Source organism: Pseudoalteromonas sp. meg-B1 (assembly GCF_003173795.1).
Classification (GTDB): domain Bacteria; phylum Pseudomonadota; class Gammaproteobacteria; order Enterobacterales; family Alteromonadaceae; genus Pseudoalteromonas; species Pseudoalteromonas undina.
In genome coordinates this window covers 48427-63082 of record NZ_QGQU01000003.1, presented here as the reverse complement: position 1 = coordinate 63082, position 14656 = coordinate 48427, and the positions used below count along the sequence as shown (strand labels likewise).

Here is a 14656-nt window from a genome sequence, read left to right as displayed (position 1 = left end):
TTTTCGTAGCAAATTACTTAGTTTAGCGTTAATTAACAAAGAGATTCATTATGTTTAATAAAATCATCGACTTTTGGTTTAATGAGCTTGATCCTAAACAGTGGTGGCAAAAAGACGATGGGCTTGATGCACAAATTAAAACTCGTTTTGGTGAATTACATCATCAAGCAAGTGTAAGTGAGTTATTTGGGTGGCGTGAAAGTGCGCTAGGTAGTCTTGCTGAAATTATTGTGCTTGATCAGTTCTCACGTAATATTTACCGTGAAAAGCCCGCAGCATTTGCCTGTGATGCATTAGCTCTAGCGTTAGCGCAAGCAGCTATTGCCAAAGGGTTTGATAAGGAATTGACGGATGAGCAACGCGTATTTTTGTATATGCCTTTTATGCACAGCGAATCAAAGCTAATTCATAAGGAAGCAGTGAAGTTATATAAAGCGTTAGGTATTAAAAATAACTTAGATTTTGAGTATCAGCATAAGGCGATTATTGATAGATTTAATCGTTATCCGCATCGTAATAAAATACTAGGACGGGACTCTACAAAAGAAGAGCTTGAGTTTCTAAAACAGCCTAACTCAGGTTTTTAAATTTATTAGACAAAAAAACACCGCGCTTGCTACAAGCGCGGTATTTAATTTTACTAACCTGATACCTGATACCTGATACCTGATACCTGATACCTGATACCTGATACCTGATACTAGCTGTGAATCATAATGCTTTTAACATTCACAAATTCGCGAATCCCAAAGCCGCCGTGCTCTCGGCCATAACCGCTGTCTTTAACACCACCAAATGGTAGGTTTGGTTGTGCCAAACCATAACCATTAATATTAATCATGCCGGTGTCAAAATACTTTTTGGCCAGTTCAATGGCTTTCTTCTCATCTTTTGAAAATATACCGCCGCCTAGTCCATAGCGCGAATCATTAGCGATACGCATAGCGTCGTCGTTATCTTTGGCTTTAATTAAAGATGCGACAGGACCAAATAGCTCATCGTCATAAGCAGGCATACCTGGTTTAAGGTTTTCGAGCACGGTTGGGGGGTAGTAATAACCTGTTTGTTGCGGTATTTCGCCGCCTACAATTACTTTTGCACCAGCATTGACAGAGTCTTGCACTTGCTGATGAATTTTGTCGCGTAAATCTTCGCGTGCCATAGGACCCAGTTCAGTATCTTCATCCATTGGGTCGCCCATTTTTATCGCCTTAAATTGCTGGCTTAGTGCTTCTTTAAAGTCATTGTAGAGTGAATCAACCACCACAAAGCGCTTGGCGGCAACACAGGTTTGGCCGTTGTTGATAATGCGTCCTTGTAAACAAGCCTTAACTGCAAGAGCCAGATCTGCGTCATCAAGTACAACAAAAGCGTCGTTACTACCCAGTTCTAGTACGGTTTTTTTAACATGCTTGGCAGCTTGCTCTGCTACTTTTTTACCTGTGCCATCGCTTCCAGTAAAGGTCACGCCGCTTATAGCCGAGTGTGAAATAAGGGCGCTGGCGGTTTTACCATCAATCAGTAAGTTGCTAAAGCAGTGTTCAGGGAAGCCTGCTTGTAGAAATAATGTTTCAATTTTTTCAGCCATACCAAATACATTACCGGCGTGTTTTAATACGGTGGTATTACCCGCCATAATGTTTGCGGCACTGTATCTAATAACTTGATAAAGTGGGAAGTTCCATGGCTGAATACCCAGCAGCACACCGGTAGGGCGATAACTTATGATTGCACGACCTCCTTGCATGTCGCGCTCCTCGTCGCTAAGCATATCGGCGCCATGTTCAGCGGTATAGCGACAAATGTCAGCACAAAGCTGAACTTCTTGGAAGCCTTGCTCATAGACTTTACCCATTTCTTCGGTCATTAGTTTTGCTAAGGCTTCTTTTTGGCTTTCAAATAAAGAGGCTAATTTATTTAGATGTTGTGCGCGCTCGGTAAACGAGGTTAATCGCCATTTTAAGTATGTTTCATGAGATTTTTCGATCACTTGTTCTGCTTGAGCTTGAGAAAGCAGCGTATAGCTATTAATGACTTGCTCGGTTGCGGGATTGATCGTATCAACTGTGTTACTCATTTTACCTCCTAACAAATTATGTAATAGGATAGGTGCAAAACCAAAGCCAGTTAGTTTCTAGATATTAAAAAGTCATAACTATCTGTTAGTAATGGTTTTTACATTACTTGTGACTAAAATCTAGATGTTGTTTGCTTGTTGTTTTTGCTATGGTTCGGTAAATAGTGCAAGTTGTTGAAAAAGTTACAGGGAGAGTTCAAATGAAGCCATCATTGTTTAATACCGCTTTACCGATAATTCAGGCACCTATGGCGGGTGTTCAAAATGAGCAACTTGCTCTTGCTGTGAGTGAGGCTGGAGGGTTAGGCTCTTTGCCTTGCGCCATGTTATCACCAGCACAATTAATTGAGCAGCTAGAAGTACTTAGCCAAAAAACAACGAAACCTTTTAATCTTAACTTTTTTTGTCATAGGGTTGCTGATTACACGAACGAACAAAAGCAGCTATGGCATAATATGCTGGCACCTTATTTTGCAGAGTATGAAATTGACCCGCAAAGTTTAACTGCAGGGGCTTCCCGTCAACCTATAAATCAATCGGTTGTTGATATTATTGCCCCCTATAGGCCAGCAGTAGTTAGTTTTCATTTTGGTTTACCTAAGCAAGCTATTGTGGCGCAAATAAAAAGCTGGGGCACTAAAGTAATTTCAACGGCTACCACTTTAGATGAAGCTATTTGGCTTAGTGAAAATGGCGCTGATGGGATTATTGCTCAGGGTATAGAAGCTGGTGGCCATCGAGGGCATTTTTTATCAATGGATTTAAGCTTACAACAAACTACTGAGCAGTTAATTAAACGTTGTGTTGAGCATATATCACTGCCTATTATTGCTGCTGGTGGCATTGCTTCAGCCGATGATGTACAGCGGTTTAAAGCGTTAGGAGCGAGTGCTGTACAAGTAGGGAGCGCTTATTTACTATGTAAGGAGGCAACAACATCAACTTTGCATCAACAGGCTATTTTAGATCAACAACAAGACGAGACTACACTGACTACATTGTTTTCTGGTAGAGCTGCTCGGGGTATTAAAAATCGAGTAATGCAAGAGCTAGGTGCTATACCAAAGGGCGTTCCTGCGTTTCCACATGCCAGCAGTGCAATAACAGCCTTAAGAACTCTAGCTGAAAAAAGTGCTAAAAGTGATTTTTCTCCTTTATGGTGTGGCCAAAAATATATTCCTAGGGTGGGTGTATCAGCGGCTGATATTACACATGCTTTAATGAAAAAATGGTAATTTTTAATGTCTGATAATCCACTTTTATCGCTTGGCGACAGTTATGAAGCACTAGTAAACAAGTTTAAAGTGCAATTGGCTGGTAAGTATCCTCAGCAACTAATAGCGCCCAATACCGTATTAGTGCAACAAGGCGATCTGCAAAGTTATGGGTATTTAGTTGTGGACGGGGTTCTAGGCGCTATTCATGACGACATTGACGGCGTGCAAAAGTGTAAAGAGTTTTATTTTAAAAATGAATTTGCTTTGCTGTTTGCCAATTGGATGACCTCAACTCCTGCGTTTTATCAATTAAAAGTGATTAACGAAGCCAATGTAATTAAAGTACCACTAACACTATTTGAGCAAGCACAGTATCAACTGATTAAGCAGCAGCTTATTGCACAGCAACTTATTTTTAAAGAAGCCAAAGAAGCATTTTTATTACTCAATAGTCCCGAGCAGCGTTACTGCTATTTACTCAAACATAAACCTCATTGGTTGGCGCAGTTAAGTTTAAGCCAAGTGGCAATGTATATAGGCATTTCGGCTATTTCGTTATCACGAATTCGTAAGCGACTTAACTTAAGTTAAGTGCTGTTTTTATAAAGCACTATACACTCCCCATTTTTAAGCCTTAATGCCTTGGAGTGTTATGTTTTTAATTGCCCAATCGTTGGTTGCAGTTGCCACTTTACTCGACTTAGCTTCATTTCAGTTTAAATCCCGACGAATTATTTTAAGCTGTTTATTTACCTCAGTATTATTAACCTCTGCTCACTTCTTTATATTGGGCTATAACAGTGCCGGCTGCTTAATGTTTATTGCCGCGGTGCGTTATTTTTACTGTATTTACTTTAAGCATACTTGGGCTATGTTTGGGTTTATGGCTGTAAGCTGCTTAGCCGTTTATTTTACTTGGCAAGATTGGTTTAGTGCTTTTGCATTGGTGGCGACATTAATACAAACTATCGCTTCATTTCAAAATCGAGATTTGCACTTAAGGTTATGTATGGTGGTGGGAACCTCTTTTTGGATAACACATAATATTTTCGCCAGCTCGCCAGTGGCAATAATCATGGAAAGCCTATTTTTAAGTAGTAACTTACTGGGATTATACCGCTTTTATGTGGGTAAAAAATCGCTGAGCGAACCGCAAACGCAACCCTAAACACTTAGGTAAAAAATTGTGCCGCAATGGCTTTTAGTAGGTAAGTTTCGCGAATAATCGATAGCCCTTGCTTGTCACTGTTTGCAAGTGTGCGTTCGTTATGGGCTATCGCCTGGAAAATATCAACCCATTTAGCCTGCATGCCATTTTGTTGTTCGTAGTGTTCAAGCTGTGCTTGGCCTAGTTGCTCATCAATTTGGCAGAGGTAGCAGTATGATTCTATATGAATAATATCAAAGTCATCTTTGTACCAAGGGCGGTACTCTTCGTAAAGCCCAAACTCGCTACATACTTTTATATTTTGTGCGCCAGTTTCTTCACTTAGTTCTCTGATCAATCCCTGCTCTATGCTTTCATGTGAGTCAATCCCACCGCCAGGTAAGCTAAAGTCGTCGTAGCGCTGAGTATACATAAGTAAAATGTGTTGTTGCTTAAATGCAATAGCGCGAGCGGTTGGGCGAGAAAATTGACGACCTTGCTCAATATTGATTGAGGGATGAATGTAGGTTTTTAATAAGCGCATAACAACTCCTGTAATAAAAATAAATTATATCAGTTGGTTATATTAATTGCTTTAATAGAGATTTAATAAGCCTCATAAAATAGCGCTATTTCAGCGCCTATACAGCTACTTATGATTAAACTAGTGGATTAAAAATAAAACAGCTGCATTTTGTACCTTAATTATGTATATCTTTCATTTACATTAAAGGGTAAGTAGAATGGTGAAAAAGCACAGGGATTATTCATGTTAAATATACTTTTAGTCGATGACGACGTCGAATTCAGTGATGTTATTTGCCATATTGTTGAGTTTCTTGGCCACAACATTAATACAGCAACCAGTTTAAAAGAAGCGCATCAATGGTTTGAAAATAACACCTTTGATCATGTGCTGCTCGATTTTATGTTACCTGATGGCAGTGGTTTGCACTTGCTGGATCACTTAAAAATGATTGGTCAATCGCCTAAAGTCACCCTTATTTCAGGTCACCCTTCGGTTAAAGGTATTTTAGCTGAGATGTGTGAGCCTAATGTGTCGCATCTATTAAAACCGCTGCAACGCGAAGACTTAGAACTGGTTTTAAATGGCCCTAAAAAAACAGTAAAAAAAGCGAAAAGCGCCGCTATTACTCATCATTTTGACACGCTTATTGGCGAGTCTGCGCCCATGCAACAGCTTTATACGATGATAGAGCGTGTAGCTAAAACCAATGCTAATGTTATGCTTATGGGTGAAAGTGGCTCAGGTAAAGAGGTGGTAGCCCAAGCTATTCATAATGCTAGTAAATGCGAAGGTCCACTGGTGGCGAGTAACTGTGGGGCGCTTTCAAAAGAGCTTATTGGCAGTGAATTATTTGGCCACGAAAAAGGCGCATTTACCGGTGCCATTGCTCGTAAAGAGGGCGTGTTTGAACAAGCAGACGGCGGAACGTTATTTCTTGATGAAGTCACCGAAATGCCGATTGATATGCAGCCTAACTTACTGCGTGTACTTGAAACTAAAAAAGTAACACGAGTAGGCGGTAATCGTGAGTTACCAGTAAATTGCCGTGTTATTTCAGCGACTAACCGCTCCCTTACCGATTTAGCGCAGAATAATATTTTACGTGAAGATATTTACTTTAGACTGGCTGTTTTTCCAATTGATATACCGCCACTACGAGAGCGAAAAGAAGATATTCCATTACTCGCAAAAGCGTTTTTAGGTCAGTTGAACGATGAAAATGGTACAGCGTTTGCCTGGGCTAACGAACAGCTTAAAGAGCTACAAACATACGACTGGCCAGGTAACGTACGTGAACTTCGCCATGCTATTCATCGCGCTTTTATTATGAGCGACCCGCAAACAAGCACAATTAGTTTACCTGATAACTTAGAGTCACCTTTTTCAAGGGTTAATACTCAATCTGAGGACAAACAGGTATCAGCAGGGCAAACAATTGAAGAAGTTGAAAAAGAGCTTATTCATGCCACGCTCGATAAGGTACAAGGTAATAAAACATTAGCGGCACAAATGTTAGGCATTAGTACTAAAACCTTATACAACCGTTTAAATGCTTATGGTGGTATTGGCGAATACAAATAACCAGCATGCAAATTTAATAACAACAAAACGAGGACTTTAATGGCATTACCACAACAGGCAAAACCTTTGAATGAGCTGGTACACGACGCACGTGCGCCGCTAAACCGTATTTCGATGAATGCTGAGCTAATTAAGCTAGTACTTGAAAACGATATGCCAAAAGATAAAGCACTCGCCGCATTGGATAAAATAATTGCTAATTGCCAAGCGTGCAGTGACAGTTTGCAGCTTATTTCAGAATCGAAGTAACCCTAATTAATTCAGGATGATAAATGATTAAACGCAAACAGCAAGGCAAAGCAAATGTAGTATGGGCGTTATTTATTTCCATAGTGCTGTGTATTATTGTGGGTAATGCTTTTTTAGCCATTAACACTATTCAAGGGTTATCGCGTACTCAGCAAAGTTTAGATAACACTAATATGTTAAGCACGGCGATAGAGCAATTGCACCTTTCGGTAGTGCAAGCTGAGTCGGGGCAGCGTGGGTATTTATTAACTCAAACGGATGATTATTTAGTGCCTTACTACGATGCTATCGCACAAATAAAGTCTCAAACGAACCATGTGAGCGCCTTACATTCTGAAATTGACGGGCAGGCTGAGCGTATTGCACAGCTGTTACTCTTGGTTGAAGCTAAAATAGCTGAGCTGAAAAAAACGGTTGAATTAGCATTAAACGATAAGGAAAAGCGTGCACTTCTGAGGCTCAATACACATGAAGGGCGTGATCTTTACAGAGAAATTCGCACATTGGTTAGTGACATTCAAGAACGCGAATTGCTGTTTAAAGTCAGTCACTTTTCGAAATTAGCACAAATTAAAAAAGAAGCTAAAATCACTTTTGGTATTACTGCAGTTACCAGCGCATTATTGATTTTGGGTATGTTTTTATTAGCTAGGTTGAATTTAAAAAATGCGGCCGAGTATCGTGCCGAGCTTGAAATGCAAAATGAAACTTTAGCCAGTAAAGTGACTGAACGTACTCAAGAGCTTACCTTGTATTCTGATGAATTGAGTCGCAGTAACCGAGAGTTAGAAGAGTTTGCTTTTGTTGCTAGCCATGATTTGCAAGAGCCGTTAAGGAAAATTCAAGCATTTAGTGACCGGCTTGAAAGCATGTTTAAAGACGAATTAGGTGAAAAAGGCGCAGATTATATTGCCCGCATGAAAAATGCCGCACAAAGGATGTCTAATTTAATTAATGATTTATTAGAGTTCTCTCGAGTAACAACCCGAGGTAAAGATTTTACCGATACCGATTTAAACAGCATTCTGAATGATATAAAAGGTGATTTAGAAATAGCGATTAATGAGTGTAATGCACAGGTTGTTACGGTTGATATGCCCATTATTCAGGCAGATCCGAGTCAAATGCATCAGCTGTTTTTAAACTTAATTTCCAATGCAGTGAAGTTCAGAGCGCCTAACGTTGACCCGGTTGTTAATGTTGACTTTGAACGAGTATGTGAGTTTAGTGAAGATCATAACAGTGAAATATGTTGGCATGTCATTACCGTAAAAGATAATGGTATCGGCTTCTCTGATGAGTACGCGGATAAAATATTTGTACCATTTCAACGTTTGCATGGCCGTTCAGAATATAAAGGAACGGGTATTGGTTTATCTGTATGTCGTCGAATTGTAGAACGCCACGGCGGCTCTATTGCTGCGATAAGCACCCTAGGTGAGGGGGCAACTTTCATCATTAAATTACCTGTGGATGCAGAGTTATTCACATTACAAGGAGAGGCATAATATGCCATTAACAAACGTAAAACCGATTACCATTTTGATGGCAGACGATGATGAAGATGATCGTTTATTAACCCAAGATGCGCTTGCTGAAAGTCGCGTTTTAAATGAATTACATTTTGTTGAAGACGGTGTTGAACTTTTAGAGTACCTAGAGCGCAAAGGCAAGTTTGTAGATAAAAGCATCTCGCCAAGACCAGGCTTAATTTTACTTGATTTAAACATGCCGAGAATGGATGGTCGTGAAGCGCTTGAAGCTATTAAGGCAAATCCAAACCTAAAAGGCATTCCAGTGGTAATTTTAACCACATCTAAGCAAGAAGAAGACATGGTTAAAGGTTATAACCTAGGCGCTGCGTCTTACATAACTAAGCCGGTTACGTTTGACGGGTTAGTTGAGTTGATGAAAACGCTGGGTAAATACTGGGTTGAGTTTGTAGAGCTACCAAGCACGTTTAACGATTAAGCATATTATTAAAACAGGAGACGCTATGTTAGCAAAGGCAACGAAACTGCTATTGGTTGAAGACGATGAAGATGATTATATTTTAACTCGTGACTATTTAGAGCAGCTCAGTTCCCATGTGTTTGACATAGACTGGATAAGCTCTCCTGAGCAGGCGGTGGAAGTGTTGAGTAAAAATCAACATGATATTTGCTTGCTTGATTATCGCTTAGGGGCATCTGATGGCTTAAGTGTTTTAAAACAAGCGCTTAAAAATGGTTTTTGTGGGCCTATTATTATGCTTACAGGGCAGTCAAACGATGCCCTCGATTCAGCTGCGCTTGATGCCGGAGCTGTTGATTACTTAGTTAAAAACGAAATGAGTGGTAGCCGGTTTGCTCGCTCTATTCGCTACGCATTAGCGCGCCGTGATGTAGAAGATGAGCGAGTGGAACGCTTAAAAGCCGAGGCTGAAAACCGTTCAAAAGATCGCTTTTTAGCACATTTAAGCCACGAATTGCGAACACCGCTATCTTCTATTTTAGGTTATACCGAGTTGTTGATGCTCAGTGACTTTAACAAGCAGGCTGAAAACGAGCTCGGTGTGATTTATCGTAATGGTAAGCATTTATTAAGCTTACTAAATGATGTTTTAGATTTATCTAAAATTGCTGTCGATAAACTCGAACTGAGTTTAGGGGAGGTTAACCTTGATAGCTTAATGGCCGACGTATTTACATTAATGCGCGTATCGGCACTCGATAAAGGCTTATCACTAAAGTTTGAATCACTGGAGCCTTTACCACTAGTCATTCGTGTAGATGCCACTCGAGTTCGACAAATTCTTATTAACCTGATCAATAACGCGATTAAATTTACTGAGCAAGGCGAGATTGTGGTTAACGCGTGGACTGAAGTAGTCAATGAGCGTGAAATGCTATTTTTTAGTATTAAAGACTCAGGCTTAGGCATTGCTCCAGAAAAACAAGCTCTCATCTTTAAGCCTTTTGAGCAAATAGCTGATGTAGAGTCGCGTTCAGTCGGTGGTGCAGGCTTAGGTTTAGCTATTTGTTCTGAACTACTTAGTCGTATGCAGGGGGATATTTCATTAGACTCTCACGTAGGTAAAGGGTCAACCTTTACCATTTCTTTATATCCTGGTGATATCAGACAGGTAGAGCGCAATTTATTAAAACTTGATTTAACCCCCAATATGCAGCAAAAAGTAGCACCCTGCCAAGTGAGCGGTAAGGTGTTGGTGGTTGATGATTTACGCGATTTACGTGTGTTAGTTGGTCACTTAATCGGTTCAGCAGGCGCTGCGGTCGATTATGCTGATAATGGTAAGCAAGCGCTTGAAAAAGTAAAAAAACAGCTAGCAGACGGGCACGCAACCTACGATATTATATTTTTAGATATCCATATGCCAGTAATGGGCGGAAAAGAAGCTGCTATTGAGCTTAGAAAGCTAGGTTTTAAAGGTTCAATCATAGCCTTAACTGCTGCGACTATGAAAGGCATTCATAGCGAACTCAATGCGTTAGGGTTTGACGATATGATTGCCAAACCTGTCGATTCCAACTTGCTTTATCAATGCTTAGAGTTAAGGCTCGGGCAAAAAGAACAATCAGCTACGCTGGTTCAGCCAGCACCTAAACCAAGTAATGATAAAAAGTGCTTTTTATTAGTAGAAGACGATGCTGATGCCGCGCAAATTACCCAGCTATTACTAGAAAGCTTGGATGTAGATACCGATATAGCAACAAGTGTTAAAGACTGTAAAGCAAGGCTTGAACATAACAGTAATTACGATAAAGTATTGCTCGATATGCATTTGCCAGATGGAACCGGTTTAGAGCTGGCAGGGTTTATTAAGCAGCATTACCCTGATATTAAGCGCGTTATTATTAGTGGTATGGAGCCTGATGCTGTGCATATCAGGCAACTAGAAATAGAGCAAGTATTGCTAAAACCAATAAATTTAGCATTGCTCAATCAGCTTGTTTAACACCCTTTTTGCTTCCCTTTATACTAAAGGTTTAACCACAGATTGGCGTATAACTAGCTCGGGCTCAAATAACGTTTGAATGGGGTGTACGCTTTTTTGATACACATGGCTAAGTACCCACTGTGCAGCCACTTTTCCCATTTCATCTATAGGGTAATTTATAGTGCTCAACGGAGGGTAAACGTGACGGGTAAAAAACACGTTATCGTAGCCAATAATGGAAAGCTGCGAAGGTAGTTGTATACCATGCTCCCTGGCACTCACCATAGCACCGGTGGCCATTTCGTCATTGGCACACACCAAGGCGGTAAAGGCGGGGTTGTTTTTATAAAGTGTAGCGAAGCCTTCGTAGCCACTTTCTTCTACAAAGTCACCTTCAAATAAATTATTTTCATCAAATTTAATGGCGAATTCATCAAGCGCTTGTTTATGCCCATTTAAGCGTTCTTGGGCATCTTTCTTCCAAAGTGGACCGCTAATATAGGCAATGTCTTTATGGCCCGATTCAATAATGTATTTAGTGGCTAAATAGCCGCCTTTAGTATTATCAAGAATAATACAGCGGTCGGCGAGCTCTTCAATATAGCGGTTTAGCAAAACAAACGGGGTTTTGCCTTTACTGAGTTTTATTAAGTATTCATCACTAATAGCTTCAACATGCAAAATAAGTGCGTCGCAGTTACGGCTAATTAAAAATTCGATGCCTTGTTGCTCTCGCTCTGCGTCACTGTGGCCTGCGGTAATAATAACGTGTTTACCTTGATTTCTTAGGGTGTTCTCTATACCGCTCATCATCGGCCCATAAAACGGCCCCTTAAGCTCTGAAACTAACAAGCCCGCACTATTCGAGCAATTAGAAGCCAGTGATTGCGCAATAGAGTTAGGGCGGTAGCCCAGCTCTTCCATGGCTAAGGTGACTTTTTTTCTGGTTGCATCACTTACGTTTGCATTGTTGTTCATTACTCTTGAAACAGTGGCAAGTGACACCCCTGCAAGCTTTGACACTTCATAAATGGTGGCCATACTATTCCTTGCTACAAATTGCTTTTCTGTGTTAAATCGGCAGTGATTTTTTTAATGGTTCTATTGTCTAGGCTGTATTTACTCATTATTAATGCCACAAGTACACTACCAATCGCAGGGTAAAGTGTGAATGAGGTTAAAATACCATTTTTAGTTGCCTCGCTTAATTCCACATTGGCTTGATATTGATAATAAGCAAGTAACCAACCGGCAATCGCTCCGCCTAATGCAAGCCCCAATTTGATAAAAAATACGATGCTTGCGTAAACTAAACCCGTGAGTCGAAGGCCATTTTGCCAGACTCCGTAATCAATAGTATCAGCCATTTTTGCCCATAATAAAGGCGTTGCCATTTGAGTGAAAAAACACCATAAAAAATACACTAAAAACGCTAGTAAAACGTGTTCATTAGGAACAAAAAAGGCAATGCAGCTCAATATGGCGGAAATATATTGCAGATAAACATAAGCCGCTTTCTTATCAAGGCGTTTACTTAAAGGTTGTGCGCAAGCGCAGCCTAAAATATTACCAATCATACCTAAGGTTACAAATTCGGTGATTAAATCTTCTTTGCCAAGAACATATTTTACATAGTAAATAGCCAACGTTGTGCGCAATACCATACTGGTTAATAATACCAGCGCTGCCATACACAAGATTTTAAACGGCTGATTTTGCCATAAAACGTGAAGTTGTGTTTTTAAAGATAATTTATGCGGTGGATTGCTCACTCGCTCTTTGGTGTAACGAAAACAAATTAAAAATAACACCACACCTAGGCAACTCATAACCAGCATGGTGAGTTGATAGCCCATTTCGTTATTACCATTGCCAAACCATTTTACTAAAGGCAAGGTGCAGCTTGTAACCAGTAAACCACCTAACATGCCAAATACAAACCGGTATGATTGAATGGAGACACGTTCGTTGGGATTGCCACTTAATACGCCGCCAAGTGCCGAATAAGGAATATTAATTGCGGTGTAAACTAACATTAGCAGGGTGTAGGTAACGAAGGCGTAAATAATTTTGTTGGCGTCATCCATCTCAGGGGTAGTAAAAGTAATCACGCTTATAACGGCAAAAGGGATGGCAAGCCAAAGTAGGTAGGGTCGGTAGCTACCGTATTTAGTATGAGTGGCATCAGTGAGTGCGCCCATTATTGGATCAGTTACTGCATCAATAACTCTAACTACTAAAAAAAGGGTGCCCACAACAGCAGGCGAAATACCAAAAATATCAGTGTAGAAAAAAGTTAAAAACAGCATTACGGTTTGAAAAATAATATTACTGGCCGTGTCACCTAGGCCGTAAGCTATTTTTTCTTTTTTACTCAGCATAAAAGCCACTCGTTATTATTTTTGGCGCTGTTTAAGAAAATCACGATACGCAATTGCGCTTTGTTTTAAGGTACGTTGTTGAGTTTGGTAGTCAACATAGACTAGCCCAAAGCGTTTTTCATAACCATAGGCCCATTCAAAATTATCCATTAAACTCCATGCAAAGTAGCCTTGTACATTAACGCCTTGCTCAACTGCATTATGAACGGCATTAAGATGGGTATGGTAATAATTGATACGTTGTATGTCATCTACTTTACCATTTATTAATATATCAGCCATCGCTGCACCGTTCTCTGTTATATATACCTTAGGTAAAGTGTAACGATCATTTAGTGAAAGCAGTAATTCGCACAATCCCTGCGGGTATATTTCCCAGCCCATATCGGTGGTGGCAACATTCTCTAAAGAAACTTCGCTAAACCAATGATCTGGGGTATTTTTGTAATGAATACGAGTATAGTAATTAACCCCTAAAAAATCGATCTTTTGGCTAATAATTGCCATATCTCCATCACTAATATGGGGCTTTGCATCATTTGCAAGCTCATTAATCACTTCAGGGTAACAGCCCTCTAGTACTGCCCGTATATACCATTGGTTATGATAGTCATCAGCTAATTTAGCAGCGCGTTGATCAGCAGTGGTAAGCGGATAGGTTGGGCTAAAGTTAAGTACTATACCGGCTTCTATCGTGGGGCAATTCTTACGTATCACTTGCATTGCGAGTCCATGGGCAAGCAGTAAGTGGTGCGCTGCTTGGCGTCCTGCTTTTTGACTTTTTATGCCTGGTGCATGTACCCCTATTTCATAGCCTAGGTAGGCACTACAAAAAGGCTCATTTAAGGTCGCATAAGAGTCAACTAAGCCCTTTAGTTGTTGAGTTACTATGTGAGTGTAATGAGCAAATTGATACGCGGTATCGCGATTTAGCCAACCACCGTTGTCTTCTAAATGCTGTGGTAAATCCCAATGATATAAAGTGACATAAGTTTTAATGTTACGCGCTTTTAAAGCTTGTAATAGCGATTTATAAAACGACATTCCTTGAATATTCAAGCTGCCATCTTGGTGTAAAACGCGTGGCCAAGAAATCGAAAGACGATAAGCGTCTACAGCTAAATCAGCAATCATTTGTACATCTTGTTGCCAATATTCTATGTGTTTACATGCTTGGTTGCCGTTACTGTTATCTGCAATGGTGTTTGGTTTGTTACAAAAAGTATCCCAAATACAGGGGAGGCGGGTATCGTAACTTCCCTCTATTTGAAAAGAGGCTGTAGCAACCCCAAAAATAAACGGCGGCTTTAAGAGGGCTGACGTGCCTGGTAAGGAGATTGTTTTAAACACAATGAGATACGTCCTTAAGCTTGCAAATAATAATGAGCTTTACAGTAGAGCTAAGCAATATAAATTGCATAATACAACAATGTAAGCGCTTACAATATTTTTGTAAATAAATTGATAAATTTTCTCTATATGCTATAAATGTAAGCGCTTACATTTGGTGTTGCAACTATTATCTGCATTTTAAG

General features: G+C 40.1%; 14 protein-coding genes. 9 read left to right on the top strand and 5 right to left on the bottom strand.

Annotated elements, in window-relative coordinates:
• Positions 1-50: 50 nt before the first annotated feature.
• Positions 51-587: a DUF924 family protein gene (locus tag DK924_RS12010; RefSeq protein WP_109875290.1), complete on the top strand. Its 537-nt coding sequence runs from the start codon at positions 51-53 to the stop codon at positions 585-587.
• Positions 588-700: 113 nt separating this feature from the next.
• Here DK924_RS12010 and DK924_RS12005 read toward each other — a convergent pair whose 3' ends face one another.
• Positions 701-2077, bottom strand: coding sequence for an NAD-dependent succinate-semialdehyde dehydrogenase (locus tag DK924_RS12005; RefSeq protein WP_109875289.1), 1377 nt, complete (start codon positions 2075-2077; stop codon positions 701-703).
• A 200-nt stretch (positions 2078-2277) separates the two neighbouring features.
• Between DK924_RS12005 and DK924_RS12000 the strand changes: the two genes are divergently transcribed.
• The 3 genes from DK924_RS12000 to DK924_RS11990 all read left to right on the top strand — a co-directional run bounded on the left by DK924_RS12000 (position 2278) and on the right by DK924_RS11990 (position 4462).
• Positions 2278-3312 carry a nitronate monooxygenase family protein gene (locus DK924_RS12000; RefSeq protein ID WP_109875288.1) on the top strand — a complete coding sequence of 345 codons (1035 nt, stop codon included), beginning with the start codon at positions 2278-2280 and terminating at the stop codon, positions 3310-3312.
• A gap of 6 nt (positions 3313-3318) precedes the next feature.
• The gene (locus DK924_RS11995) at positions 3319-3885 is read left to right on the top strand and encodes a Crp/Fnr family transcriptional regulator (protein ID WP_010390887.1); all 567 of its coding nucleotides are present in this window, start codon (positions 3319-3321) and stop codon (positions 3883-3885) included.
• A 61-nt stretch (positions 3886-3946) separates the two neighbouring features.
• A complete protein-coding gene (locus DK924_RS11990; protein WP_109875287.1) occupies positions 3947-4462 on the top strand; it encodes a YgjV family protein in 516 nt (171 codons plus the stop codon).
• Positions 4463-4466: 4 nt separating this feature from the next.
• Here the strand turns inward: DK924_RS11990 and DK924_RS11985 are convergent, their stop codons facing one another.
• Positions 4467-4985, bottom strand: a complete 519-nt coding sequence (locus tag DK924_RS11985; protein ID WP_054202228.1) for an NUDIX hydrolase — start codon at positions 4983-4985, stop codon at positions 4467-4469.
• Between the two features lie 225 nt (positions 4986-5210).
• Here DK924_RS11985 and DK924_RS11980 point away from each other — a divergent pair, with 225 nt between their 5' ends.
• The 5 genes from DK924_RS11980 to DK924_RS11960 are packed head-to-tail and all read left to right on the top strand — an operon-like array spanning position 5211 to position 10758.
• Complete coding sequence (locus DK924_RS11980; protein ID WP_010390890.1) at positions 5211-6551, top strand: sigma-54 dependent transcriptional regulator; 1341 nt, start codon at positions 5211-5213, stop codon at positions 6549-6551.
• 39 nt (positions 6552-6590) lie between these two features.
• Positions 6591-6800: a hypothetical protein gene (locus tag DK924_RS11975; RefSeq protein WP_054202227.1), complete on the top strand. Its 210-nt coding sequence runs from the start codon at positions 6591-6593 to the stop codon at positions 6798-6800.
• Between the two features lie 23 nt (positions 6801-6823).
• Positions 6824-8308 carry an ATP-binding protein gene (locus tag DK924_RS11970; protein WP_109875286.1) on the top strand — a complete coding sequence of 495 codons (1485 nt, stop codon included), beginning with the start codon at positions 6824-6826 and terminating at the stop codon, positions 8306-8308.
• A 1-nt stretch (position 8309) separates the two neighbouring features.
• Positions 8310-8771, top strand: a complete 462-nt coding sequence (locus DK924_RS11965) for a response regulator (protein ID WP_010390893.1) — start codon at positions 8310-8312, stop codon at positions 8769-8771.
• Between the two features lie 25 nt (positions 8772-8796).
• Positions 8797-10758 (top strand): response regulator, encoded by a 1962-nt coding sequence (locus DK924_RS11960; RefSeq protein WP_010390895.1) that lies wholly within the window; start codon positions 8797-8799, stop codon positions 10756-10758.
• Between the two features lie 18 nt (positions 10759-10776).
• Here the strand turns inward: DK924_RS11960 and DK924_RS11955 are convergent, their stop codons facing one another.
• Genes DK924_RS11955 through DK924_RS11945 form a run of 3 tightly spaced genes read right to left on the bottom strand, consistent with a single transcriptional unit; the run spans position 10777 to position 14471 of the window.
• Complete coding sequence (locus tag DK924_RS11955) at positions 10777-11781, bottom strand: LacI family DNA-binding transcriptional regulator (protein WP_054202224.1); 1005 nt, start codon at positions 11779-11781, stop codon at positions 10777-10779.
• A gap of 11 nt (positions 11782-11792) precedes the next feature.
• Positions 11793-13121: a glycoside-pentoside-hexuronide (GPH):cation symporter gene (locus DK924_RS11950; RefSeq protein WP_109875285.1), complete on the bottom strand. Its 1329-nt coding sequence runs from the start codon at positions 13119-13121 to the stop codon at positions 11793-11795.
• A gap of 15 nt (positions 13122-13136) precedes the next feature.
• Positions 13137-14471, bottom strand: a complete 1335-nt coding sequence (locus DK924_RS11945) for a GH1 family beta-glucosidase (RefSeq protein WP_109875284.1) — start codon at positions 14469-14471, stop codon at positions 13137-13139.
• Positions 14472-14656 lie beyond the last annotated feature (185 nt).